Genomic DNA, 25,640 nt, shown 5'->3' on the forward strand with positions numbered 1-25,640 from the left:
ACTAATAACAATAACGCACTTAATACTTGAGAATAATATGAATCACTCCTCTGATAACATTACTGAGAATGCTACTAATAACATAACTCGTCACGTAGAAGTTGCTGTGATTGGAGCAGGCACTGCTGGCCAAAATGCTTTTCGCGCTGCTAGGAGAACCACTAAAAATATCGTTATTATTAACGACGGATTTTGGACAACGACTTGTGCCACTATCGGCTGTATGCCAAGTAAACTATTGATTGCAGCGGCTAGTCGTGCTCATGATGCCCAGCATTCTGATCAGTTTGGTATTCATGCTGATGTCCAAATAGACGGCAAGCAAGTAATGGCGCGGGTACAAGCGGAACGTGATTTTTTTGCGAATAGTGTAAAAAAACAAGTGGATAGCTGGCCCGAGCATAAAAAAATATCAGGACGCGCTCATATCAACAAAGACGGCCTCATTGAAGTTAATAATGAGCTCATCAAAGCGGATAAAATTATTGTTGCGACCGGCAGCTCACCTTTTATTCCAGAGGGTTGGACCGATAAGCTTGGCGACACCTTACTAACTAGCGATAATATTTTTGAATTATCAGATTTACCGACGTCGATGGCCGTCATCGGTGCCGGTTCAGTTGGCTTAGAGATGGCGCAATCTATGGCGCGCTTGGGTGTGAATGTCACTTTATTCAACCGTGAAAATCGTGTTGCCAGTCTACAAGATGACGATATCAATAAAAAGGCTATTGACTGCTTGGCTCGTGGACTAACTATGAAGCTAAAGAGCAAAGTCGAAGATGTTGGTACTTGTTCAGATGACAAGACAATAGAAAACAAAAAATCAGTGGCATTTATTAAATATAAAGACCGTGAGGGTCAAGTACAAGAATGGCAAGGCGAATATGTATTGGTTGCGACAGGCCGACGTAATAATATCGAGCAGTTGGGCATTGAGAATCTAGACGTTGAGCTAGATGATAAAAATCGTCCAAAAAACCTAGATATTAACACCGGACAAATTGGCGATCTTGAAGTATATATTATTGGTGATGCCAATGCTCATATCCCATTACTGCATGTCGCTAGTGATGAAGGTTTTAGTGCCGGCAGCTCGGTTTGTCCTAATAATACCGATGCTAACTTGCGTCCGCCTTCCATTCCTTTATCTATTGTATTCTGTGAACCTCAAATTGCTAATATCGGTATGACGCTACCAGAAGTTAAAGATTCAGGACTAAACTATGTCATCGGTAAGGTCAGCTTTGATACTCAAGGACGTAGCCGGGTAATGGGTGTCAACTGTGGTCTACTACATATCTATAGCTGCAAAGAAACGGATAAAATATTAGGCGCCAGTATGGTTGGCCCAGACGCCGAATATATTGCTCATATATTGGCAGTCGCCATTACTAATGATTTGTGCATTAAAGAGTTGCTTGATACCCCTTTTTATCATCCCACTATCGTTGAGGGGCTACGTACTGCGCTACGTGATGTACAAGATAAAATGTCTATCCCGTATCAAGCTCAACTGACACAGGAAGATGATTTTTAAGCGACGGCTCAGTTAGACTTTTAAAGTATAATAAATACTAAAACCCCCACGGATGAGACAATGGCAATCGCTGGTATTACTGATTTTTTTCAAGAAATTGCGCGTGATTTGTATTCCAGCTTATATCTTGCCATAGGTGGCTCCTTAGAAGAGGATTCACGCGATTGGTCTTCTCACGCGGTAGAACTGGTCAGCACTGGCATTAAAATCCTAATACTGCTTGTGGTATTGGGGTTTTTCTACTGGCTTGCTATTTACCTGCTCAAACATAATAGAGCCCGTATACGCCTCAACGACCGACGCACCAAAATTGCGCGTTCCGCGCTGCGTTATATGTGGGTGGTGGCGAGCCTCCTTGCCATTATGAGTCAAATTTACTTTGAACCGAGTACGGTAAAAGCCACTGCCAAAGCCTGTATTTGGGCGGGTATATACTATGTGCTATGGACGTCATCAGGACATATTATCCATAAAGTGCTGGTACATTACGGTCTCAATGCCTCAATTGAGCAACTGCTACAAAACATGTTTTCGGTCCTTATTTTAGTCTTTGGGCTTGCCAGCGTCATGGCGCAGTTTGGCTTTGATATTGTCTCTTTAGTGGCAGGTTTGGGGATTGTCGGTTTGGCTGTAGGTTTTGCAGCCCAGTCAACGCTCGCTAACTTTATCGCGGGTATTACTATTTTAATCGAGCAGTCCTTTCAAGTTGGCGACTGGATTAATATTAATGATAATGAAGGGCGTGTGGTGCTCATATCGCTACGGACGACTCATGTTTTGACTCGTGATAATATTACGGTGATTATTCCTAATTCTACAGTTGCATCTGCTGAGGTGACCAACATAACCTCAAAAAACTTTATTCGCTTTGATGTACGAGTACGTATTGCCTTTGAAGATGATATTGATACAGCACGGAAGGAGATTTTACAGGTACTCATCGATACTGACGTAGTATTAAAACGTCCTGAAACCTCAGCAACAGTGGCAGAGATTGGTGAATATGGGGTTTTTTTTATTGTTCGCTTTTGGGTCAAGCCGGCATCCGTTGCTCGTATGCCTAAAATTAAAGAAGGCTTACAAGAAGATATTAAGCGTGCCTTTGATGCCGCTAATATCTCTACTCCCTACCCACATATGCGCCTACTGATGCCAAAAGATGTGGACTACCCTATTCCCACTAAGCCATTTGCAACTACCACGCAAATAGTGACGGAAGACAGTTCATTAAAACCATCCTTGGTTAAAAGTCCTGAATAGCTGATTAATTAAAAGACTTTAACTCTGTCGTTTATAAATCCTAAGAGTCTCTCACTTATCTTCAATAAATCCTGGTTGTCAGATTCTTAACTATAATGGATATTAAGGGCAATGATTCTCACTTTCGCTAGCTGTTATTTTTGTATAATTTCCACTGAGCACCACATTATAAACCCCAGTGCGATAAACCTTATGCTTTGAACTATGGTAAAATCACCGGTTGAACTTCCTATTTTATTATTTGCTCAGCCCATTTAGCCCCAGCCCACAGGTATCCGTATGACCGAACAAACCGCGCCCCCATCTTCATTAGCATTAACGCTCGACCTTATTATCACCTGTGCCGATGGGCTGGAAGTACCGTTACAGACTGAGCTGACCAGTTTCGGTATTGAGAGTGAAATTAAAAGTACGGGACGGCTAACCGCTACAGGCTCGCTACGTGACTTATATACTATTTGTCTATGGTCGCGAGTGGCATCGCGCGTATTGATGCTCATCAAACGCAAAAACATCAATGCCGAATACGATATTGCCGAGCAGCTTTATGGCTTGGCAAAGTCGGTTAACTGGACAGAGCAGTTTAATTTAGAACAAACTTTTGCCATTCGTTTGTCTGTTGATAAGCGCGTGGCGGTCAGTCAACAGTTCGCCATGCTACGTATTAAAGACGCGATTGCCGATACCTTTAATGAGGCCTATGACAGCCGCCCGAACGTGGACAGTAAAAATCCAGATTTTGCGATTTTTGCAACGGTTAATGATAAGCAAGCAGAGTTATACCTAGATTTATCAGGTACCAGCTTACATCGCCGTGGTTATCGTGTGGCAATGACCGATGCGCCTTTAAAAGAAAATCTAGCGGCTGCCCTTCTGTATAGTGCCGGCTGGCATAAGAAAAATGCGGAAGGTGATGCGCCTTACTACAATGCTTTAATCGACCCAATGTGTGGTTCAGGGACGTTTCTCATCGAAGCCTTGCTCATGCATTGTGATTATGCGGTCGGTATTGACAAAGCGGCCAATCAATTTGGCTTTTATCAATGGCAGCATCATGATGAAACCCTGTGGCTCTCGATGATTAATGATGCGCAGACACGTTTCCGTGAGGCGTTAGCCATTGCTTGTGAGCAACCCGATACCCTACCCCTTATTTTAGGGTTTGATGCGGATAGTGGTGCTATTTTAGCGACAGAAAAGAATTTAATCGCTGCTGGTTTACATGACTTATTACCCCTGATTAATCTTGAAACCCGTGCCCTTGACCAACTGAATAACCGTTTACGTCCGATGGTTAATGACGGCAGATTGAGCAACCCGCTGATTATCACTAATCCGCCATATGGTGAGCGTTTGGGTGATGAAGAGATGATTAAGCCGCTGTATCAAGCGATCGGGCTTATTCTACAAGATAGCTTTGCCGGTAGTGGTATCACGCCAATGCTTGGTATATTAGCGTCGCACGTTGAACAAGTGGACATTTTACCGATTAAAGAGCCAAAAACCTTGCGTTGCCATAATGGTGCTATCACGGTTTATTTCCGTTACGGCACCCTCATTGCTGGGAAAGTGGGTTATTTAATGAGTCAGTTTGAAAAGCGTGAAATTGTTTCTGGAGAAGGGCAAGATTTTATCAATCGCTTGCAAAAAAATCTTGGTCGCCTTAAAAAACAAGCCAGTAAAGAAAATGTCAGCAATTTGCGTGTTTATAATGCTGACTTACCTGACTTTAAGGTTGCTATCGACTTATATGGCGATTATGTGCACGTACAAGAATATGCGCCACCGAAAACCATTCCACCTGAAACTGCTAAAAAGCGCTTTAATCTGGCGCTTATGGGTATCCGTGAAGTCTTTGGTATTAACCGTGAACAGATCTTTATCAAAACCCGCGCCCGTCAGTCTGGTAATGACCAATATAGCAAACAAGGCAATACTGAAAAGCGTGGTAAGTTTTATATCGCCCGTGAAGACGGCGCTTATTTTTACGTTAACTTTACCGATTATCTTGATACGGGTCTGTTCATTGACCATCGTAATATGCGTGCGCGTATCAAAGCCAATAGTAAAGGCAAAGCGGTACTTAATTTATTTGCTTATACCTGTACGGCTAGTGTGCATGCGGCATTGGCTGGTGCTAAGAAAGTCACCAGTGTTGATTTATCACAGAATTATTTGGATTGGGGTAAGCAAAACTTTGCGCTCAATGGTCTAAATGTTAGTGGTAATAAGTATCACTTTGTCGCTGCTGATATTTTTGAGTGGATTAAAGACAATACTGAGCAATTCGATATTATCTTTATTGATCCGCCGACTTTTTCAAACTCGAAAAAGTTCCAAGGAACCTTTGATGTCCAGCGTGATCATACCGCGCTCATCAATCGTGCGATGAATCGCTTAACCGCTGATGGTGTACTGTATTTTTCAAATAACTTTACCCGTTTTGAGCTAGATGAACAGCTAACCGAGCGCTATGACGTTATCGATATTACACCACAGACCATTGGCTTTGATTTTGATGTTAAAAAACCGATTCATCAAAGTTTTGAGATTCGTCATCGTTAAATTTACTGAACGTTAAAGATTGAATTTCGTCTAGTTTAAAAGCGCTTATTTTGTATTAAATACGTCAAACACTGATTTAAAACAATAATGACTCAATCGGCTTTGATTGGGTCATTTTTTGTTGTTATGATAGAGTGTTACTGAGTAATCGTTTTCATATCACGGTTTATTTCATTCTAATAACAAGGACAATCCCATGGCTTTATCACTTAATAAAGGCGGTAACTTATCGCTAACTAAAACAGACCCGAACTTAACCAAACTCGTTATTGGTTTAGGCTGGGATGAGCGTGCCACCTCAGGTGCTGAATTTGATCTTGATGCCAGTATATTTTTACTCAGCACTGCCGGTAAAGTACGCGGCGACCACGACTTTATCTTTTATAACCAGCTTAAATCAGATAACGGCGCGGTTGAACATACTGGTGATAACCGTACTGGCGAGGGCGACGGTGATGATGAAGCGGTTAAAGTAAACCTCACTCAAGTTCCTGCTGATGTCGATAAAATTGTTATCACGGTCACTATTCATGATGCCACTGCCCGTAGCCAAAACTTTGGTCAAGTTGCCAACGCTTTTATCCGCGTCGTTAATGAAGAAACTGGTGTAGAAGTGGTACGTTTTGACTTAGCAGAAGACTATTCTGTAGAAACAGCGATGGTATTTGGCGAAGTCTATCGTCATAACGGCGAGTGGAAATTCCGCGCAGTCGGTCAAGGTTATTCAGGCGGCCTGCAAGCAATGTGTCAGCAATATGGTGTGAATATCTAAGTTGCGCCTTATGTTTTTATTAGGTCTAAAAAGTAAAGCTCATCTGGTTGCAAAATAGTCACAATTCGCTATAGCAAAACGATTAATAATGCTTTATGTTTCATTTAAAATTATGCATAAAAAAGTGGCTAGCAATAGCCGCTTTTTTATGGTCTATATCTCTAGTAGATCGACTTTAGCTTTACGCAACCAGACAGGATATGTCATGAGACATTTTTATTTAGACTTCATCTTCACAGCTATCGCTTTAATGGTAGCCGCGTGGTGGGGTTATTCACATAGTGGTATGGGCGGGATGATATCCACGCTGTCTATTACCGCTATTTTGGCCGTGATGGAGATTTCGTTATCGTTTGATAACGCGGTGGTCAACGCCTCAGTGCTCAAACACTGGGACGAATTTTGGAAAAAGATTTTCTTAACCGTTGGTATTTTGGTTGCGGTATTTGGTATGCGCTTGGTATTCCCCATTGTCATCGTCGCGGTTACCGCAGACCTTGGTATGATGGAAGTAATCAACTTAGCCTTAAACGATCCCAAAGAATACTCAGCAAGACTCTTGGCGCATCATGCTGAGATTTCAGCCTTTGGTGGTATGTTCTTATTACTCGTGTTCTTAAACTTCTTATTTGATGATAAAGAAGTGCATTGGTTTGACTGGTTGGAGAGCCGCTTAGCAAAATTTGGACAAGTGAATGCTATGAGTGTGTTTGTAGCACTCGCAGTCTTGATGGTGTCATTAACTTGGGTCAATGACGCACAAGACTCTGCAGTGTTAATCGCTGGCGTCTGGGGTATTTTGATTTACTTAGGCGTACAGGTCGTATCAGGTATGCTTGAAGGCAACATGGAAGAGGATGAAGAAGAAGGCAATAGCTCTGGTGCCTCAGCAGGTAGTGCCATTATGAAAGGCGGTATTATCGGTTTCTTATATCTTGAAGTTCTCGATGCCTCGTTCAGTTTTGATGGTGTGATTGGCGCGTTTGCTATTACGAATGACGTCATTGTCATTATGCTAGGTCTAGCCATTGGTGCGATGTTTGTACGTTCTATGACTATCTTCTTAGTGGACAAAGGCACGCTTGATGAGTTCATTTATCTCGAGCACGGCGCTCACTATGCGATTGGTGCATTAGCAATTATCATGCTGTTATCAATGAAATTCCAAGTCCCAGAGCTGGTTACTGGTCTGGTCGGTATCGCCTTTATTGGTTGGGCATTGTTAGCGTCAATAAAGCATCGCAAAAACGAAGCCAAACTCACTTAGCAATAAGTTAAAAACTTAGCGTTGCATAGCAGTACCTAAAGTACATTGTTAATACTCTCAGGTTATACCAAACATCTTGGTATAACCTGTTTTCATTTCTAAAGACTCACTCACATAGTCTTTAGCCTAAAATGAATTGTATAGCTTTACCTTGTTTATTAGTGCATAAACTGTTAAAAAACTATCAGCTACACAAGGTTATTATGTTAGTTGGTAAGCGCACAAAATTCGCCTTGCTTAGTCAGTAACTGCTTAGTATAGTAAAACGTAATGATATACAGGACGTGGCTTAGCATTAGTATAGTATTTTTTAATACCGCTCTGTTTAACATAGCGTTAAGCCATATTATTTTTTAGCGTAACTTCTATTCTATCAAAAAATAAAATCACTTAATGAATAAACCAAAGGACACTTACATGGCTATTAGCTTAACAAAAGGCGGCAACGTCAACTTATCAAAAGAAGCCCCTGGTCTAACTAACATTACTGTTGGTCTTGGCTGGGATCCACGTGCGACTGACGGTCAAGATTTTGACTTAGATGCTATTGGCTTTTTGGTTGATGAATCTGGTAAAGTCCGTAACGATCAAGACTTTATCTTTTTTAATAACTTAAAGTCAGATAACGGTGCAGTTGAGCATACTGGCGATAACCGTACAGGCGAAGGCGACGGTGATGATGAAGCCATCAAAGTAAATCTAGCTAACATTCCAGCTGATGTTAGTAAAGTTGCTCTATGTGCCATTATTTATGAAGGCCAAGCCCGTAACCAAAACTTCGGTCAAGTTGGTGATGCTTATATTCGTGTTGTTAATGATACTGGCGCAGCTGAAATTGCCCGTTATGACCTATCAGAAGACGGCAGCACTGAAACTGCAATGATTTTTGGCGAGCTATATCGTCATAACAGCGATTGGAAATTCCGCGCGGTTGGTCAAGGCTTTAGTGGCGGTCTAGGCCCATTAGCCTCATCTTATGGCGTTAATGTTTAAGTTTAAAAGCTAAATCAGTAAATGCAAACAAAGCCATCAAGTGTGCCCTAATATCACATTTGATGGCTTTAAAAGTAATTGGCTAGCGAAAACCTATTTTCATATAGATATATAAAAAATACTGTTAAAAATACCTTAAAGCATTGATATAAGGATTTGCACTCTATGGCCGCAACATTTAGCTTAATCGGTACGATTGAACCGTTCTTACATTGCAACCTCAAAAAAGGCGATTCGATCTATTGTGAAGCCAATGCGATGGTGATGATGGAATCTAACCTTGAGCTTAAAGGTAAGTTGCAAGGAGGTCTTGTGCAGTCATTAATGCGGCGCTTTGCTAATGATGAATCCTTATTCCAGCAACAAATTGAAGCCGTTAATGGCGAAGGTGATTGCCTTCTTGCGCCCACCCTCGATGGCGATATGCAAATAATCAATGTCGGTGCGCAGCAATATACCTTGAGTGATGGGGCATTTGTCGCGGCACAAACTGGCGTCGATATTAAAGCCAAAATTCAGCGTAATTTAGGCGGTGCTATCTTCGGTGATACCGGCGGCTTTATGGTGATGCAAACCCATGGTCACGGCCAAGTAGTCGTATCAGGCTTTGGCTCCCTGTTTGAGATTGACGTGACGCCAGGTAAAGATGTCATTATTGATAACGGTCATGTGGTCTGCTGGGACTCAAATTTGGATTATAAACTGTCCGTCGCTACCAGTAAGAAAAAAGGCTTTATGGGCAACATTATCAACTCCGTCACTAGTGGCGAAGGTATGGTCTTGAACTTCTCTGGTAATGGCAAAGTTATCATCTGTTCGCGTAACCGTGACAGCTATCAAGGCTGGCTGCAAAGCATCTTAGGCACCAGCTCTGGCGGACGCGGCGGTAGCAATGGCTTTATGGGTAATATCTTATAGAGTGCATTTTTAAAGTCTCTCAAAAGCAAAATTTATAACCCTCTATTCTTATTTAGCTGTTTTTGTTAAGAATAATTTTATTTATTGAAATTTACTCTCAACTTTTTTAATAACGATTACAAGGATTATTATATGGCTATCAGTCTACAAAAAGGACAAAAAATATCCTTAAATAAAGAAGCGGGTGGGACACTAACCCAAGTTAAATTAGGTTTAGGCTGGGACGTGGCTCAAGCCCCACAAGAGAAAAAAGGCGGCTTCTTAGGTAAGTTATTTGGTGGCGGTAGCGGCGGCGATTCTATTGACTTAGATGCCTCGTGCATTATGTTTGATAGTAATAAAAAGGCAGTCGATGCCATTTGGTTCAGTCAATTGCAATCAAAAGATGGTAGTATTCTTCATACGGGCGATAACCGTACTGGCGATGGTGATGGTGACGATGAAGTCATCAATGTTGACCTATCAAAAGTGCCTGCCAATGTGGTCTCACTGGTCTTTACCGTTAATAGCTTTACCGGTCAGACGTTTGAAACTGTAGAAAATGCATTTTGTCGTATCGTTAATGCCAATAACAATACTGAAGTAGCGCGCTACAACTTATCGTCACAAGGCACGCATACAGCAATGATTATGGCAAAAGTTTATCGCCATAATGATGAATGGAAAATGCATGCGATTGGCGAAACTGCCTCTGGTCGTACTTTCCATGACCTGATGCCAGCTATCACTCCGCATGCGTAGTTGAGTTAAGAATCTGATAACTGATATTTAGTACTTAATTATTAGTTATCACTAGAAGTGTTCGAGCACTCCAAAGTAATCGGCCCCTCTACCTATTATTAATAAAGTAATAGATAAGGGGGCCGATTTTTTTAGTTTCAATTTGAGTTTTAATGCGTAACTGAAATCTATTTCCTACCCTTTTTCCAGCTAAAGCCCCAATTAAAGGCTTTATCCATTTCTTGATGGCCTTTAAAATATTGATTGATACGCTCAACGTTGATACTGCCTTGCTGATTGACCAAACGCGCAATCGCACACATTGGCATATTGCCAGCGCCTTCTGTCAGATGCGTCTCAATCGGTGGCTGCTCAGGGGCATGGATAGTGACTACCCCATCTGTTTGTGCCCAGTTGGGAGCGCCTTCGTAGATGAAAGCAAAGATAAATACTTCCTCAATCTGTGCCCACTGCTGACCGTTAATATCGAGCCACTCGCCACCAGAGGTTTGACCCGTTCTATCATCAGCACGCAGACAAACATAAGGCGCTGATTGCAAACTACCAAAGCGGTTACCCAAAGCCTGAATGAGAGTTTTTTCACCATTTTTGAGATGAATCATCGCCCCAACATCCAGATCAATCCCGCTAGCACCATGTTGCTTAAATAAATCCCCCAACAAGCCTTTTTTGGGGGCTTGCTTGTCTATATTCGGACGTTGATTCCAGTTAAGATTCACAGATATTTTACCAAAATCATCACGTTTGGTTAAATTTATACTGGACTGATTTTTGGTTAAGGTAATTTTACTTAAATTGACTGACGGTTTAGTGGCGTTATTGGTATTAGGAATTGGTGGCGGCGTGCTTACTCTCTGCGTGTTAAGCGGTTTTTGAGCATTAATAGGCTGAGCTTGAGCAGGTGCTTCATCAGCAATCTCAACCCCGAAATGCTCGGACAATGGCTTAAGACCACCATTAAATCCTTGAGCAATAAAACGAAACTTCCAACTGCCCTGCCGACGATAACATTCTGCCAAAATAATTGCTTTCTCAGAACGACCCGTCGCATTGAGCTGACAAGTAAGTACCACTTGGCTGCCTTGTAATACTTGAATATCAACATCACCAATTTGTGCCAATGTTTGAGCACTGGAAAAAGCCAATGCTATTTTGTCGATGTTCGCTGGTTGGGCGGGTAAATTAATATCAAAAAAACCATCGCTATCATGTCCGCGAAAGCTAACGCTGTTATCATCGCTGCTTTTTTGACCATAGAAAATCATATCGCCGTCACCGCGTACTTTACCATCGGGGGTCAAACGGTACGCCGCACAGTCGATAGAGTTTTGACTGAGGATGCGCACGCTAATATTGTCATTGGGCAGTGGCGCATTGGCACCGGCAATTAAGGTTTGGCTCATCATGTATCCTTAGAATAGTTGTGATTAATTCTTATCACTATTTGGTTATTGTTATTTGCTTATCAGTATTTGATTATTGCTATTTTGCCTCTGGCTTATAGTAGCATGAATATGCTGGGTTATTAATGAGCGCCTATTTTCAAAACTGGCTATTAAATATAGTAAATAAAGGCTCAACTATTGCACAGCCCTGTTTTGCTATCGTCATATGTATATAATGGCGGTGACATGAGAAACACTAACCAAAGCGCTGAGAAAACCATGGATAACACTATTGATTGCCGTACTAACGAGACGAATAACTATAGTAACGAGACCGACAATAATAATTTACCAACAGCCGTTTGGTTGGCTGAAGGGCAGTCAAGCCAGCGTGATATGCTTGCCAGTTTACAGACGTTAAAAACTAAAACTGACTTGCCCTTTATAGTTATCGCCTCTCATCGCCAAAGTCGGCCTGAGATTTTTGAATGTGCAGATAAGGTATTTTTTGAGCCTACTTCTAACCTTAAGGACAGCAAAGAGGAACTGCTAGCTGAGACAATGCCGCGCTGGCAGTTTGTATTAGAAGAAGCTAAAAAAAATAACGTGAAGGTATTACTTACTGGTCGTAACGGTATCGACTACGAGGCGCAGCGTGAGCAGTTTAGCGCTGCCGGTATTCGCCTATTAACAGGCGCAACTAGTGTATCGGCATTAGAGATGATTGATGATAAGTTTGCCTTTATGCAGCATTGTCAGGCGTATGATATTCCGGTGGCAGACGCGTGGCGTTTTGATAATAGTGACGAGCTGCAGGCTTTATTGGCTGAGCATGATCACCAGCCATTGTGTGTTAAGCCGGTGACGGGTATCTTTGCGCAGGGGTTTTGGCGTTTGGATACGGGCAAAGCTGATGATGAGCAATACGATAGCTTTGAGCATTTATACTTTACCGAAGATAAAAAAATCACCACTGCGCAGTTTATGAGCGCCTATAACCATAGCCAGATGACAAAAGAGCAGCCGATTCCGATGTTACTAATGCCATATCTAGCAGGGCAAGAATATTCTATCGATGTGGTATGCGAATATGGCGAAGTATTGGCAGCGGTTACCCGTCATAAAACTGGCAAGATTCAACATATAGGCTACGATGAATCAGTCATAGCGGTAGTTATACCGCTAATTAAAGCGTTCGGCTGTGATGGTATTGTTAGCGTACAGACTAAGGCTGACGATGATGGTCAGCATCGAGTACTAGAGATTAATAGTCGCCCATCAGGGGGAATTAGCTATACCGCGCATAGTGGTTTGGATTTGACCCAAGTAGGATTTGCTTATTGGCTGGGCTTAACTGACAAACCCAACTTAGAGAATGTCGCTAAGCAAATTACTCCATGCCAAGTACGGTCAATTATGATGAGTGTGAAGCTCTAATAAAACACCAATTGTTTTAAGGAAGAATAATGTCAGCTAAGCTCAACAACATTGCGGTGCTTATCGATGCCGATAATGCCTCGGCCAATAGTATTGGCCAAGTGTTACAAGAAATTGGAAAACTGGGTCATATTAGCTGCAAAAAAATCTATGGTGATTGGGGCAATGCCCATATCCAAAGCTGGCAAGAAGCGCTATTAAAATACGCCATCGACCCTATGCAACATTTTGCCTACGTCAAAGGTAAAAACGCTACCGATATCGGTATGGTCATCGAAGCCATGGATTTGCTATATAGCGGCGCTTACGATGGTTTTTGCCTGATTTCCAGTGACAGCGACTTTACCTCACTGGCATTGCGCATCCGTAAAAACCATATCAAGGTTTTTGGCTTTGGTAAACGTCATACTGTCGGCGCTTTTACGCAGGCTTGTGATCGATTTTTTTATGTAGAAGACTTATTACCTGTGCCAAGTCATTCTACTATAGCAACACCTTCATTAAATCAGCTTGCAAACAAGGCAGCAAGCGATACCGTAACGCCTTGGACGACCAAGCAACTACAATCGCAAACGCACTTAATAAATACTTTAAATAATATTATTAAAGACGACCCTAACGCCCATAATGGTTGGTCAAACTTATCACATCTGGCAGGTCAACTGAGTAAGAATCATGACCATATCAAACTCAGTAAATATGGTTATGAGAAATTCTCTACTTTTATTACCGCGCTGCGTCTATACGATATAAGACGGCAGAATAATGGCTTTTGGGCCAAAATAAAGTCTCAGAACCCACCAACTAGTAATAGAAGAGTCGTTGCAAACAAGCCAGTGATTAAACAAACATTAGCCAATGTAGACTCAACTCTGTTCGCTGCGACTCCTATTGTTATTAAAATAATAGCAGCGTCCACTATTGATGCGGTTTTGTTTAGGGTAGATGCTAATAAAAAGGTACGTGGCGATGAAGACATGATATTTTATGGCCAAACTCACAGTGAAGATGGGACAATAAAATTAGACCAGCAGCTTGATGACAGTGAATCACTGTCCGAATTTAGTTGTGACTTAAGTAAGCAACCTGCTGCGATTGAGCAACTCACGTTTACCTTGTCTAGTGAGTTACTCGACAGTTTGTCTTTATATCTAGGTCAAATATCTGTTGAGTTAAATATTACAGACACACAAAGCAACATCGTATTATTCTCAGGCGAATTTGACTTACAGAATAAGACCAGTAAGAGTTTACTGCTATTTACTTTAACCCGAGCTGGTAATCAGTGGCAGTTTGCGCCAAAGCATCAAAGTATAGACGGCAATCTGCGCTACCTTTGCGAAAAATATGGAGTAGAACTAAGCGATGACTGAGACTAACAATACAAGCACAACTAATAACATCCATAAACGCATCATCAGCCTACCGCGTGGCGAACTTGCCTTAACGTATCAGATAAATGACAATACTGACAATCAGCCTTATCAATTAGAAGATTTACTTGGGTTTGCTCAACGTATCAATCCCAAACGCGCCTTTCTGTTTGTCTCCAAAGTTTTAGGACGCCATATTCCCGTTGCGCCGACTGTCATGCGTAGTGCTTTTACTGATTTAGCAACCTTAGTACCTGATGATTTGCCTGAACCTATCTTAGTGATTGGCATGGCAGAAACCGCAGTTGGGCTATCCGCTGGCGTCCATCAAGCCCTACAAACACGCTATCCGAATGCTTTATTACTCAACTCTACTCGCCATGCCCAGCACGATGCTGCTAACTATAATAATGACAATCACGATGCTAATGAAAGCCATACTAATAACAATGAAGCTTTGCTAACAACTTTTAGTGAAGACCACAGTCATGCCAGCCAGCATTTAATTTATCAAAGTAGTAATGAGACCACACAAGCGCAATTGGTTGCCAGTAAAACGCTCATTATGGTTGATGATGAAGCCTCAACTGGCAATACTTGTATGAACGTGGTCACTGCTTTGCGTGACGCTGGATTGTCACATTTAAAGCAAGTCCATCTCACTACTTTGGTTGATTGGTCATTAGGTCAACCGGGTTTAGATGGCATGCTGGCTGAGCGCTTACCCGACATTGACTTTCATCGTCATCATTTATTGTCGGGCGCGTGGCAATGGACAGATGCCCCCAATCCTGAGCCGATTACTATGCCTTCGGTCGATACCACAGCGGCAGGTTCGCAGCCCATTTTACCAACGGGCAGTTGGGGACGCTTTCCGACCCTTGATAGTACCAACGGCCTTAACGATTATCTAATGCAATTTCAAACAGTGTTTGCAGTCTTTAATCAGCAAGCTACTTTTGACCACGCTAAACTACCGAAGAAAATATTAGTATTGGGCAGTAATGAGTTTGTCTGGTTACCTTTTTTATTGGCGGAATGGCTAGAAAGTCAAAATTCAGATACCGCAGCAATCGTTAAGTTTAGCGCCCTCACCCGCTCACCGATTGCGCTTGGCGGCGCGATTACCACCATGCTCAACTTTAGCGATAATTATGGCCTGGGCATGACTAACTTTGCTTATAATGTCAATCCTGAGGATTGGGACTTGATAGTTCTTTGCATAGAGACGCCAGCGGCTAGTATTGACGCGATGTGGGCAGCGTTGGATAATGTGTTGGTGGTTGGTGCTGATAACTAAATTTGTGAGTTGAATAGGGGGGTTATGCATTGCTAAACGCATCCTACAAGGCTAATGCTGTTTTTAAAAAGGTATGAGAGAGAATAATGAAAATACTGGATAAAGAATATTCATACTTTGATATTTTGCATCAAGCACTTACCTTTCCTGAAGCCGTTGAAGTCGTAGTTATTATTTTTATAATAGTAATCCCACTCTCTCTTAAATTCTTAAGTATGTTACAAACTAGTAGAATTAGTAAAAGTGACAAGCAGTTTGACACTCTAATGAGAATAATTGAAGATGAAAGCTTTACTGAAAAATTAAAGTCTGCTCCTTTCCTAGTTAAACAACTAACATTCGAAAATTTTTATTCTTTAAGAAACTATCAGACAACAGAGATTGAGTTTCTCTTAGAACAGAGTTGTTTACCTTTAGATCTAAACCAAATAGACACTCTTAAAAAAGGGAAAGTTTTATTGTTCTGTAATAATAAATATCAATTAAATATGAACTGGCTGCATAGATTTTGGTCAAAAAAAATTATCTGGAAGGGTATTTTAATTGGATTCATATTTTTATTTATTTCAGTTATAGCATTGTTACTAATTCAAAATTTTGCATCATATACTCTAATATATATTCTAGCGCTGATAGGTTTTGTAACTATTGAATTTAATCTAATATTTAAGCACGAAGCTATAAAAACTTATTCGAAGGAAGAATTCGCTATCCAATCATTAATAGAAAAAAGTGAATTGTTTGAAAACAATCAAGGTACTAATAACACATGACCATCCCATTCTTTCAACCAAACTCAGACATTCTCAAACCCTACGCACTAATGGATTTAGACGATACCCTATTCCAAACCAAGCGGAAGATAGATGCTTGGGATTTAGCAACTGCTGAAGCTGAAAACTTAGTTTGCGCCACGGTAAACAAACAGAATGAGCTATTAAGCTTTATGACTCAGCGTCAAGCCGTGTTTTTTAATTGGTTACTAGCCAGTACTGAGCTAATAGCGGTGACTGCTCGTGATACGACAGAGATTAAGAGGGTTCTATTACCGTTTGACAGTTGGCAGGTATTAACTCACGGCGCCGTAATTATAATGCCCGATGGCAAAAAACTTAACGACTGGCAGCAGCATATTTATAAGCAGCTTGCGCCATTACAAGATAGGCTAAACCAACTTACTGGATTGATTAATAATTATTATGAAAACTCTAATAACGATTTAGTATTTACCCCGCATATTGATAGTTTTAATGATGGGTGTAATGCTAAAGTGCTAAATATTTATTTAGCGATTAAACACGCGCAAAAAGACCATCAAGCCCTAGCCGACTTAGCACAGCAACTACCAACATTAATAGCAGACTTCGATAAGCACTTTTATGTGCATGTGAATGCTAATAATTTAGCTATCCTGCCCCATAGCATTCATAAACGCCATGCTGTGCAATTTCTGTTAGATAAATGCTTAGACAAGCAGCGCCCTAGTTTTGGGTTTGGGGACAGTTTGGCAGACTTACCCTTTCTGCAACTATTGGACTGGTATGGCATGCCCAATCACGGTCAGCTACACTCGACGCTACCAGCGCAACGTCACTCTCAACTATAGACATGGCAATTATAATTAGCGCGAATAACTCTACTATGACGATAAAACCATTTAATAAAACAGCTGTAAATTTAAACAATATTGACTTAGCAAGCTACGGCTCAGGCAGTTATCTAGCCAGCGATGTCACGGTGCTATTAGATATCGTTGATAAAGACGCGGTGACTGATGTGCCGGTCAGCCAAAAAGAAGCCCTTATTCAAAGTGGTCAGCGTCATTATTCAGATATGCTTACCTTGGAGCAAGCACCGAGCGCCATGCATGAGCAGCTATATAGGCAAGCGTTGGAACAAGGCACGCAACGCAACGCTACTGATGTCGCTAATCTTGCTTATACTTTGCAGCATATTTTTCAGAGCAGCGTCAATAATGATGAGCAACCGTTAATATTGGTGAGCTTAGTACGCGCAGGCTTGCCCATTGGAGTATTGCTGCAACGGGCTTTAGCGGATAGTGATAGCTCTTATTCTTTGCCAAGTAAGCATTACGGCATGAGCATTATTCGTGACCGTGGTTTAGATGCAGTCGCTTTGCAACTTCTGTTAGAGACTTATCCAAACAGCCCAATAGTATTTATTGATGGCTGGACGGGAAAAGGGGCAATTTATCAAGAATTAGCAACGAGCCTTGCAGAATTTAATCATCCCGACCACCCAAATTTTACCAATATCTTTCATCAAGGGATGGATGTGATTCCGCTGCTTACTCTTGCTGATCCAGCAGACGTGGCTTGGCTTGCTGCCAGTGAAGAGGATTGGCTCATTCCTTCAGGATTACTCAATAGTACGGTATCGGGATTGATATCACGAAGCCTATATACCGCGCCGCAATCGGGTCTACATCGCAGTATTTTTTATGATGATTTAATTACGTTTGATCATAGCCTTGCGTTTATCGATTGTATTGACATGGCTAGGAAGCAATTGAATACGCCGCCACAGCTGTTACCGACTTTTGAGCAGCCGCGTTATAAGACTAAAGCCATTATCGATATGCTGGCAATGCGTTATCAAATTACTAATCGCAACCGTATTAAGCCAACTATTGCTGAAGCAACACGAGCGATATTGCGCCGAGATCCTGAGTGTGTTTTGCTAGCCACTTCTGATCATCCAGATACGGCGTTGTTACGTCATTTATGTACCGATAGAGATATTAATGTTGTGGTATTAGGTGCTAAAATACTCCCTTATCAAGCGGTTACTCTTATTAAACAGCGCGCCTCCCAAGAATAAAAGCTTATATAAGTAAGGCTTAGATAAGTAAGGCACGACTCTATTTTTACTCTTTATTCATCACTATGTATGACACCTATTATGCCAGATAAGCCAGCCAGTCCTTATAGTAATACCCAGTCCTACGTACACCTCATTACTGAGCGTCATGCCATGGTCAAACCGCATACTTATCACCCTTATCAGCTGGGCGCAAGTCTCTACATGCCCGCCACACGGCAGGATATTTGGCAAGTGATTAAGCGCGAAAAACTACCGACGATTAATAGTATTATTATTTGTCTAGAAGATGCCGTCAGCCACAATGATGTGGCGCTAGCGTTAACGCGATTGCAGGCATTGCTCAATACGTGGGCAACTCATGTCAATAGCATCAATGCGCCCTCCAATCCAGCGGCAGAACAAACGCAACAACCGACGCGTCCGCTAGTATTTGTGCGTCCTCGTAATCCAATGATGTTACAACAATTGGCAGATTTTGAGCATATCAATCTACTTGACGGCTTTGTCATGCCCAAAGTCGATATGTACAGTTTATCCAATTGGCGTATGGCCTGTCAGAGCCTAGAGACCGACCAGCTATTGATGCCAACGTTAGAGACCGCTGCTCTATTTAATCCGCATCACAATCAAGAGCTTGCCATCGCTTTTAAAGAAGCCTTTAGTCAGCCTATGTTTGCGCTCCGTATTGGCGGCAATGATTTATTTGCAGCCCTGCGTCTGCGTCGTCCTAAAGACAGCATTGTCTATGACACCCCTATTGGCACACTCGCTTATCAGCTGCTCGGCTGCTTTGTACCTCACGGCTTTTATTTAACCGCACCAGTCTTTGAATATTTGGATCAGCCGACACTATTGATGCAAGAACTGACCCGTGATGTCAGCTTGGGATTAGTTGGTAAAACCGTCATTCATCCAAGCCAAATTGCCTTGGTTCAACAAGCTTACTGCGTCCCTCTGAGTATCCTTGATGAAGCACAGGCAATATTGCACAGCGAAGCCAAAGCCGTGTTTAAATATAACAATACCATGCTCGAGCCTGCCACTCATCGCTCTTGGGCACAAGAAGTGGTCAATCGCGCAGCAGTATTTGGCACAATTAATGATGGCAATATGGACTATGCACCGTAATTGTAGAGTGCAAACTATGAATAATTTATATTAAAAATAATTCATACTAAAAAGCCGCTATCATTCATCTGATAACGGCTTTTTTAACAGCTGATTTAAAACTAAATACAGCATTCTAAGAAATGACTTATAACGGTATTAACCTGCTCTGGCTCCTCGATTGTTGGGGTATGCCCCGCCCCTTTAAAGACCGCTAGCTTCGAGCCTTTAATTGCAAAATGCATACGCTCAGATTGAGGATAAGGCGTCGCTGCATCCTCATCACCGACTATAATAAGCGTCGGCGCAGTAATATCGCTCAGTTGCTCATATATTCCTTTACGTTCAATCACACCCATCGTCGCCTTAGTAACCCCCACTTTATGATTGCCTTGTAGTTGCGCCAGCCCTTGTAGACAGGCCTCTCGACGCGTTTTATCGTGCAAAAAGCGCTTGCCAAACATAATAGGGAGCACTTTTTTACTAACCCGCTTCATACCTAACCAGCGAATAGCAGTCAGAAGTTTACGATACTCTGGAACCATCTTTGGGTCTTCAGGATCAGCAGAGGTAGCTAGCAAAATGAGTGACAGCAAGCGTTCAGGATGATTGATAGCAATACGCTGCGCCACAAAACCACCCATAGACAAGCCTACAAAGTGACACTGATCAATATTCAGCGCAGTCAATAACGCAATCGTATCCTCAGTTAAAGTGTCCATATCATAGCCGGACTTAGTAATTTGCGACTGCCCTTGCCCGCGGAAGTCAAAAGCAATACAACGGTATTTATCTTGGAAGTGCGCGACCTGCTTATCATACATCTGCGTACTCCACAGCAACCCATGCGCAAATACCATCACCGGCTTACCTGTATCCTCAGGCGCACTGTCTTCATAATAAATATTGGCATCATTAATCTGAATATGAGGCATAACTACCTCCTTATCTAAGTACGAATTTATACAAACTACTATAAACATATCAACGAGCAGACCCATGTTGCGCGTTATATGCTTTTAGCATAAATCACAAGGTATGGCTTGCATAGTGTTATTTTAAAAGTATTCTGCTTCACAACAATCTATGATAGTAAGATGTCATGTAAACGCGTCTTTAGCACCTACAATAATGTCTTTTAGAATGGTATTGAGCTGCTATAGTCATTGCTAGTAAATCATAATACTTATAAGGAACTTATCATGTCGCACCCTTTAGTCGACTATCAAACCGAACAGCATATCGCCACTATTACCATGAATGACCCTAAAACGCTAAACGCCTTTAGCACGTCACTCAAAAATGCCATGATGGATGCCCTAAATCAAGCGGATGCTGATTACGAGGTACGGGTGATAGTCTTACAAGGGGCAGGCAATCATTTCTCAAGTGGCGGTCACATCGGTGAGATGTTAGAGAACGGCATGGACAGTGACGCTTTAGCCGATAAAATCAATTTTATGGTGTCTGAGGTTGCCGAAATTAGCTTAAAACTGCGCAATATTCATAAGCCTATTATTGCCAAATTAGAAGGCGCAGTTGCTGGAGCTGGTATGAATCTGGCGCTGACTTGTGACTTTCGTGTTGCTGCTGACAATGCAAAATTTGTGCAGGCCTTTGTGAATATAGGTCTGATTCCAGATGCTGGCGGAATTTACTTGCTTAATAAACTCGTTGGCGTGGCAAAAACGACTGAACTGGTCATGCTTGGTGATAAATTAAAAGCGGAAGATATGGCGCGTTTGAATTTAGTAAATGAAGTCGTTAGCGCGGAAGAGCTTGATGCAAGTGTCTTGGCATTAGCGACTCGTCTCAGTCAATTACCCGCAAAGGCATTGGCATCGATGAAGCATATGATTAATGTTCATGCTTATATGGGACTGAATGAAGCGTTGGATATGGAAGTCGACCAGCAAACGATGATGGCAAGAACGGATGATTTTAAAGAAGGAATTACCGCGTTTATGGAAAAGCGACAGCCGGTTTATGAGGGGAAGTAACAGTAGATTGAAATATTAAAAAAGTATACTCATCATAATTTTGTAACTCTTATATATAACTGAGGTTATTAATGAAAAAGTCTCTCATGTTCTTTTCTGTGTTATTAATGGCATCAACAGCCATAGCTGACTCTTTCTGGGATCATAATGGTTCGACAATGCGTCTACAAGATTACGGTAATAAACGCGTTTTCACTTATGAATATCCTTCAGTAAAAATGCAAAAAGCAGGCGTTCATCAAGGTGATGTCTTATTTAACGGTTTTAAGAAAGGAGATAAGTACTACGGTACGGCACGCGTATTCTCAAAGTATTGTGATGACAGCCTACCTTATAAAGTCAATGGTAACGTGTACAGCGGACCCAAAGTGGTGTTAATCGGCACACGTGATAGCTATAGTGCAGGCTGTATTCCGAATGGCAGAAAGGTCACAGATAAGTTGGTCTTCACCTATATAAGCTCGGAATAAGTGAGCGTATCTACAATAAGCTATGGTAACCAATTAGCTCTTAAAATAATTGCCATAGCTCATTTCATAAAATACTTTTTAGCATAAATTCTTGCTACGATTTTAAAGAAAACTTATTCTTATAAAACTTAGCCTTACTTTGCCGGAAGTCCCCAGCGATTGGTCTCAGGTTTGGTATCACTAGCCAAAAATATTACCAATATAATAGAACCTATCAATGGCACAATGGATATTAAAAACCACCATCCTGAACGGCTGGTATCATGTAATCTGCGTATAGCAACTGCAATACTAGGCAAAAATAGACCAAGTCCTACTACTGCATAAAACAGCCCCATTTCTGAGCCAAATACTATTGAATCTAAAATCATAGCAATGATCATTAAAATAGACTGCACCAATACAAAATACCAATACTCTTTGCGACGGGCGCGACCAGAAAAAGTGGCATAGTTTCTCAGTCCTTTTTTGAACCAATCAATCATACCGTAATTTGATTCAACACCATGACTATTTGCATCCGTAGTATTTGGTAATGGTGGAGGCGTTACTTTATTCAGCATATTTTTATTTTCCTTGGATTTTTTATTTGTAGCCTCTAGAGTTACATTAAAGAATTAAAGAATTAAAGAACTTCAGTTTATATATGACACATGTGAAAGTACTTATTGATGCACCTTATAAATTATAAGATATTATTCAATAAAAGTTTATTAAAATCTTAATCTATAATAAATACAAAAAACCCCGCATCATAACGATACGGGGTTTTTGCTTTTCAGTTTCTAACTTTTAGAAACACTTTACAGTAAAACTAAGCCAACTGAGCAACGTTAATTTTATCCGCTTCGTTAGTATAGGTTTCCATACGGTCGAAGTTCATGTATTTATACACCTCTTCCCCCATGCTATCGAGCATGCCAGCATACTGCTGATACTCTTCATTGGTTGGTAATCTACCCAACACGGCCGCAACAGAAGCCAGTTCAGCAGAGGCTAGATAAACATCAGCACCTTGACCCAAACGGTTCGGGAAGTTACGGGTTGAAGTCGATACCGCAGTAGAGTTCGGTGCGATACGCGCCTGATTACCCATACATAATGAACAACCTGGCATTTCAGTACGAGCGCCGGCTTGTGCATAGATATTATAGTAGCCTTCTTCCATCAATTGACGCGCATCCATTTTAGTTGGTGGCGCAATCCATAGACGGGTTTTCAAGCTACCTGCTGGGACGTCTTGTAACAGTTTACCAGCGGCACGGAAGTGACCGATGTTGGTCATACATGAACCAATAAATACCTCATCAATGGTGTCACCGGCAACATCTGCCAAGGTTTTTGCATCGTCTGGATCATTCGGGCAGCAAAGAATCGGCTCTTTGATTTCAGACATGTCGATGACCATATCGATGGTATATTCTGCATCTTCGTCAGCGCGCAATAGGCTTGGATTAGCCAACCACTCTTGCATGCCTTCAATACGACGGCTAATCGTACGTGCATCGCCGTAACCTTCTGAAATCATCCATTTTAATAAGGTGATATTAGACGTTAGGTATTCTGTTACTGATTTCTCAGACAAGGTAATCGTACAACCAGCCGCACTACGCTCAGCAGAAGCATCAGACAATTCAAACGCTTGCTCAGCAGTTAAATCTTCTAGACCTTCAATCTCAAGAATACGTCCGTTAAACTCGTTGATTTTACCTTTCTTATCAACGGTCAACAGACCTTCTTTAATCGCTTGATAAGGAATCGCGTGTACTAAGTCACGTAAGGTAATACCTTTTTGACGCTCACCGATGAAGCGAACACGGACAGATTCAGGCATATCAAGTGGCATAACACCAGTCGCCGCAGCAAATGCGACTAAACCAGAACCCGCTGGGAATGAGATGCCAATTGGGAAACGGGTATGCGAGTCACCACCAGTACCAACTGTATCTGGAAGTAGCATACGGTTCAACCATGAGTGAATAATGCCGTCACCTGGACGTAAGCTTACACCGCCGCGGTTCATGATAAAGTCAGGTAGTGTATGCTGAGTTTCGATATCAACTGGCTTTGGATAAGCGGCGGTATGACAGAAGGACTGCAATACTAGATCTGATTGGAAACCTAGGCAGGCTAAGTCTTTTAACTCATCACGGGTCATTGGACCAGTCGTATCTTGCGAGCCAACTGTGGTGATTTTAGGTTCGCAATACATACCCGGACGTACGCCTGCTAGACCACATGCTTTACCGACCATTTTTTGCGCTAAGGTAAAGCCTTTACCGGTATCGGTTGGCTCTTCTGGCTTAGCAAAGATATCAGAATGACCGAGACCCATATATTCACGAGCACGATTGGTCAAACCACGACCAACAATTAACGGAATACGACCACCGGCACGGACTTCATCCAGTAGTGTTGGTGAGTTTAGTTTAAACGTTGATAGCACTTCTTCAGAATCATGCTTAGTAATTTTGCCTTCATATGGATAGATATCGAATACATCACCCATATTTAAATTATCAACGTTTACTTTTTCAATTGGCAATGCGCCTGAGTCTTCCATAGTATTAAAGAAGATAGGGGCAATATTGTTACCCAATACCAGACCGCCACCACGTTTATTTGGCACGTTAGGGATATCATCACCCATTAACCATAATACTGAGTTGGTTGCTGATTTTCGGCTAGAGCCGGTACCAACCACGTCACCAACATAAGCCAATTGATGGCCTTTTTCTTTTAATTCTTCAATTTGTTTCATTGGGCCAATAATACCTTCATCGTCAGCAGTGATGCCGTCGCGAGAGTTTTTATGCATGGCTAATGAATGTAATGGAATATCAGGACGGCTCCACGCATCTTGCGCAGGCGACAGGTCGTCGGTATTGGTTTCGCCGCTGACTTTAAATGTAGTATAAGTTGATTTCTTTGGTACTTCAGCGCGGTTCGTAAACCATTCAGCATCTGCCCAAGATTGAATGACTTCTTTAGCGATGGCATTACCCGCTTCTGCTTTTTCAGTCACATCATGGAAGGCATCAAATACTAATAACGTTTTCTTTAGCGCTTCGGCTGCGTCTTGTGCTACTTCGGCATCGTCTAGTGCAGCAACTAATGGCTGAACGTTATAGCCACCTTGCATGGTACCTAAAATTTGAACGGCTTTTTGCTTACTGATTAATGACGACTGTGCCTCACCTTTAACAATAGCGGCTAAAAAGGCCGCTTTCACGTAGGCAGCTTGGTCAACACCGGCAGGAATACGGTTCTCAAGCAAATCTACCAAGAACGCATCTTCACCCGCTGGTGGGTTTTTAAGCAGTTCAACCAATTCGGCTACTTGATACTCATTAAGAGGAAGGGGTACAGTTCCTAGCTCGGCACGTTCTGCGACATGTTTACGATAAACTTCTAACACAATAGTCATCCTCGTCGGTTAAGTGGTTAGCACATTATGGGGGGGTAGTCAGAATGACCGCCTGCATTGATGCACCAATTTGGATATTTATGCCTACTAATATAGCGTATAACAGTCAAAATGTTAATGACCCTACTGTGAAATGACCCCCATAGCCAACATTTATTATAAAAATGGGAGGTATTTTGCAACGTGGATTAGAGTGCCTGAACTTTTAGTTATCATTGACAATTAATAAAACTACCGAAGA

At 41.8% G+C, this 25,640-nt stretch carries 21 protein-coding genes; 17 read left to right on the forward strand and 4 right to left on the reverse strand.

Going from position 1 to position 25,640, the window contains the following annotated elements:
• The first annotated feature begins 37 nt into the window (after positions 1-37).
• The 8 genes from ES754_RS05130 to ES754_RS05165 all read left to right on the forward strand — a co-directional run bounded on the left by ES754_RS05130 (position 38) and on the right by ES754_RS05165 (position 10,056).
• Positions 38-1,540 (forward strand): dihydrolipoyl dehydrogenase, encoded by a 1,503-nt coding sequence (locus ES754_RS05130; protein WP_147222650.1) that lies wholly within the window; start codon positions 38-40, stop codon positions 1,538-1,540.
• 60 nt (positions 1,541-1,600) lie between these two features.
• Positions 1,601-2,800 (forward strand): mechanosensitive ion channel family protein, encoded by a 1,200-nt coding sequence (locus ES754_RS05135; protein WP_147222653.1) that lies wholly within the window; start codon positions 1,601-1,603, stop codon positions 2,798-2,800.
• A 279-nt stretch (positions 2,801-3,079) separates the two neighbouring features.
• Positions 3,080-5,365, forward strand: a complete 2,286-nt coding sequence (gene rlmKL / locus ES754_RS05140; RefSeq protein WP_147222655.1) for a bifunctional 23S rRNA (guanine(2069)-N(7))-methyltransferase RlmK/23S rRNA (guanine(2445)-N(2))-methyltransferase RlmL — start codon at positions 3,080-3,082, stop codon at positions 5,363-5,365.
• Positions 5,366-5,561: 196 nt separating this feature from the next.
• Entirely contained in the window at positions 5,562-6,137 is a 576-nt protein-coding gene (locus tag ES754_RS05145) for a TerD family protein (RefSeq protein WP_147222657.1), read from the forward strand.
• A 205-nt stretch (positions 6,138-6,342) separates the two neighbouring features.
• Positions 6,343-7,404 carry a DUF475 domain-containing protein gene (locus ES754_RS05150; RefSeq protein ID WP_147222659.1) on the forward strand — a complete coding sequence of 354 codons (1,062 nt, stop codon included), beginning with the start codon at positions 6,343-6,345 and terminating at the stop codon, positions 7,402-7,404.
• A gap of 417 nt (positions 7,405-7,821) precedes the next feature.
• Positions 7,822-8,397 (forward strand): TerD family protein, encoded by a 576-nt coding sequence (locus tag ES754_RS05155; RefSeq protein WP_147222661.1) that lies wholly within the window; start codon positions 7,822-7,824, stop codon positions 8,395-8,397.
• Between the two features lie 165 nt (positions 8,398-8,562).
• Complete coding sequence (locus tag ES754_RS05160; RefSeq protein WP_147222663.1) at positions 8,563-9,315, forward strand: TIGR00266 family protein; 753 nt, start codon at positions 8,563-8,565, stop codon at positions 9,313-9,315.
• A 132-nt stretch (positions 9,316-9,447) separates the two neighbouring features.
• Complete coding sequence (locus tag ES754_RS05165) at positions 9,448-10,056, forward strand: TerD family protein (RefSeq protein ID WP_147222665.1); 609 nt, start codon at positions 9,448-9,450, stop codon at positions 10,054-10,056.
• 167 nt (positions 10,057-10,223) lie between these two features.
• Here the strand turns inward: ES754_RS05165 and ES754_RS05170 are convergent, their stop codons facing one another.
• Complete coding sequence (locus ES754_RS05170) at positions 10,224-11,459, reverse strand: TerD family protein (RefSeq protein ID WP_147222667.1); 1,236 nt, start codon at positions 11,457-11,459, stop codon at positions 10,224-10,226.
• A gap of 228 nt (positions 11,460-11,687) precedes the next feature.
• On the opposite strand from ES754_RS05170, the gene ES754_RS05175 reads away from it, so the two are divergent.
• The 7 genes from ES754_RS05175 to ES754_RS05205 all read left to right on the forward strand — a co-directional run bounded on the left by ES754_RS05175 (position 11,688) and on the right by ES754_RS05205 (position 19,523).
• The gene (locus ES754_RS05175; protein WP_420825338.1) at positions 11,688-12,878 is read left to right on the forward strand and encodes an ATP-grasp domain-containing protein; all 1,191 of its coding nucleotides are present in this window, start codon (positions 11,688-11,690) and stop codon (positions 12,876-12,878) included.
• A gap of 29 nt (positions 12,879-12,907) precedes the next feature.
• Positions 12,908-14,251, forward strand: coding sequence for an NYN domain-containing protein (locus tag ES754_RS05180; protein WP_147222669.1), 1,344 nt, complete (start codon positions 12,908-12,910; stop codon positions 14,249-14,251).
• Positions 14,244-15,551: a phosphoribosyltransferase domain-containing protein gene (locus tag ES754_RS05185; protein WP_147222671.1), complete on the forward strand. Its 1,308-nt coding sequence runs from the start codon at positions 14,244-14,246 to the stop codon at positions 15,549-15,551. The genes ES754_RS05180 and ES754_RS05185 overlap by 8 nt, the downstream gene beginning before the upstream one ends.
• 86 nt (positions 15,552-15,637) lie before the next feature.
• A complete protein-coding gene (locus tag ES754_RS05190) occupies positions 15,638-16,324 on the forward strand; it encodes a hypothetical protein (protein ID WP_147222673.1) in 687 nt (228 codons plus the stop codon).
• Positions 16,321-17,157: an HAD hydrolase family protein gene (locus tag ES754_RS05195; protein ID WP_147222675.1), complete on the forward strand. Its 837-nt coding sequence runs from the start codon at positions 16,321-16,323 to the stop codon at positions 17,155-17,157. The genes ES754_RS05190 and ES754_RS05195 overlap by 4 nt, the downstream gene beginning before the upstream one ends.
• 35 nt (positions 17,158-17,192) lie before the next feature.
• Positions 17,193-18,392, forward strand: coding sequence for a cysteine protease StiP domain-containing protein (locus tag ES754_RS05200; protein ID WP_147222677.1), 1,200 nt, complete (start codon positions 17,193-17,195; stop codon positions 18,390-18,392).
• 81 nt (positions 18,393-18,473) lie between these two features.
• Positions 18,474-19,523, forward strand: a complete 1,050-nt coding sequence (locus ES754_RS05205; RefSeq protein WP_147222679.1) for an HpcH/HpaI aldolase/citrate lyase family protein — start codon at positions 18,474-18,476, stop codon at positions 19,521-19,523.
• A 101-nt stretch (positions 19,524-19,624) separates the two neighbouring features.
• On the opposite strand, the gene ES754_RS05210 is transcribed toward ES754_RS05205, so the two are convergent.
• Positions 19,625-20,437: an alpha/beta fold hydrolase gene (locus ES754_RS05210; RefSeq protein ID WP_147222681.1), complete on the reverse strand. Its 813-nt coding sequence runs from the start codon at positions 20,435-20,437 to the stop codon at positions 19,625-19,627.
• Positions 20,438-20,704: 267 nt separating this feature from the next.
• Between ES754_RS05210 and ES754_RS05215 the strand changes: the two genes are divergently transcribed.
• Both ES754_RS05215 and ES754_RS05220 read left to right on the forward strand, forming a co-directional pair.
• Positions 20,705-21,502, forward strand: a complete 798-nt coding sequence (locus ES754_RS05215) for an enoyl-CoA hydratase/isomerase family protein (protein WP_147222683.1) — start codon at positions 20,705-20,707, stop codon at positions 21,500-21,502.
• Between the two features lie 71 nt (positions 21,503-21,573).
• Positions 21,574-21,972, forward strand: coding sequence for a hypothetical protein (locus ES754_RS05220; protein ID WP_147222685.1), 399 nt, complete (start codon positions 21,574-21,576; stop codon positions 21,970-21,972).
• Positions 21,973-22,106: 134 nt separating this feature from the next.
• Here ES754_RS05220 and ES754_RS05225 read toward each other — a convergent pair whose 3' ends face one another.
• Complete coding sequence (locus ES754_RS05225) at positions 22,107-22,535, reverse strand: DUF805 domain-containing protein (protein ID WP_147222687.1); 429 nt, start codon at positions 22,533-22,535, stop codon at positions 22,107-22,109.
• A 251-nt stretch (positions 22,536-22,786) separates the two neighbouring features.
• The gene (acnB, locus tag ES754_RS05230; RefSeq protein WP_147222689.1) at positions 22,787-25,390 is read right to left on the reverse strand and encodes a bifunctional aconitate hydratase 2/2-methylisocitrate dehydratase; all 2,604 of its coding nucleotides are present in this window, start codon (positions 25,388-25,390) and stop codon (positions 22,787-22,789) included.
• Between the last annotated feature and the right edge of the window lie 250 nt (positions 25,391-25,640).

Source organism: Psychrobacter frigidicola, assembly GCF_007997305.1.
Classification (GTDB): domain Bacteria; phylum Pseudomonadota; class Gammaproteobacteria; order Pseudomonadales; family Moraxellaceae; genus Psychrobacter; species Psychrobacter frigidicola.

Bases quoted from the DNA above. Each gene is read 5' to 3' on its own strand.
- ES754_RS05130 (WP_147222650.1), top strand. From the start codon at position 38: ATGAATCACTCCTCTGATAACATTACTGAGAATGCTACTAATAACATA.
- ES754_RS05135 (WP_147222653.1), top strand. From the start codon at position 1,601: ATGGCAATCGCTGGTATTACTGATTTTTTTCAAGAAATTGCGCGTGAT.
- rlmKL (WP_147222655.1), top strand. From the start codon at position 3,080: ATGACCGAACAAACCGCGCCCCCATCTTCATTAGCATTAACGCTCGAC.
- ES754_RS05145 (WP_147222657.1), top strand. From the start codon at position 5,562: ATGGCTTTATCACTTAATAAAGGCGGTAACTTATCGCTAACTAAAACA.
- ES754_RS05150 (WP_147222659.1), top strand. From the start codon at position 6,343: ATGAGACATTTTTATTTAGACTTCATCTTCACAGCTATCGCTTTAATG.
- ES754_RS05155 (WP_147222661.1), top strand. From the start codon at position 7,822: ATGGCTATTAGCTTAACAAAAGGCGGCAACGTCAACTTATCAAAAGAA.
- ES754_RS05160 (WP_147222663.1), top strand. From the start codon at position 8,563: ATGGCCGCAACATTTAGCTTAATCGGTACGATTGAACCGTTCTTACAT.
- ES754_RS05165 (WP_147222665.1), top strand. From the start codon at position 9,448: ATGGCTATCAGTCTACAAAAAGGACAAAAAATATCCTTAAATAAAGAA.
- ES754_RS05170 (WP_147222667.1), bottom strand. From the start codon at position 11,459: ATGAGCCAAACCTTAATTGCCGGTGCCAATGCGCCACTGCCCAATGAC.
- ES754_RS05175 (WP_420825338.1), top strand. From the start codon at position 11,688: ATGAGAAACACTAACCAAAGCGCTGAGAAAACCATGGATAACACTATT.
- ES754_RS05180 (WP_147222669.1), top strand. From the start codon at position 12,908: ATGTCAGCTAAGCTCAACAACATTGCGGTGCTTATCGATGCCGATAAT.
- ES754_RS05185 (WP_147222671.1), top strand. From the start codon at position 14,244: ATGACTGAGACTAACAATACAAGCACAACTAATAACATCCATAAACGC.
- ES754_RS05190 (WP_147222673.1), top strand. From the start codon at position 15,638: ATGAAAATACTGGATAAAGAATATTCATACTTTGATATTTTGCATCAA.
- ES754_RS05195 (WP_147222675.1), top strand. From the start codon at position 16,321: ATGACCATCCCATTCTTTCAACCAAACTCAGACATTCTCAAACCCTAC.
- ES754_RS05200 (WP_147222677.1), top strand. From the start codon at position 17,193: ATGACGATAAAACCATTTAATAAAACAGCTGTAAATTTAAACAATATT.
- ES754_RS05205 (WP_147222679.1), top strand. From the start codon at position 18,474: ATGCCAGATAAGCCAGCCAGTCCTTATAGTAATACCCAGTCCTACGTA.
- ES754_RS05210 (WP_147222681.1), bottom strand. From the start codon at position 20,437: ATGCCTCATATTCAGATTAATGATGCCAATATTTATTATGAAGACAGT.
- ES754_RS05215 (WP_147222683.1), top strand. From the start codon at position 20,705: ATGTCGCACCCTTTAGTCGACTATCAAACCGAACAGCATATCGCCACT.
- ES754_RS05220 (WP_147222685.1), top strand. From the start codon at position 21,574: ATGAAAAAGTCTCTCATGTTCTTTTCTGTGTTATTAATGGCATCAACA.
- ES754_RS05225 (WP_147222687.1), bottom strand. From the start codon at position 22,535: ATGCTGAATAAAGTAACGCCTCCACCATTACCAAATACTACGGATGCA.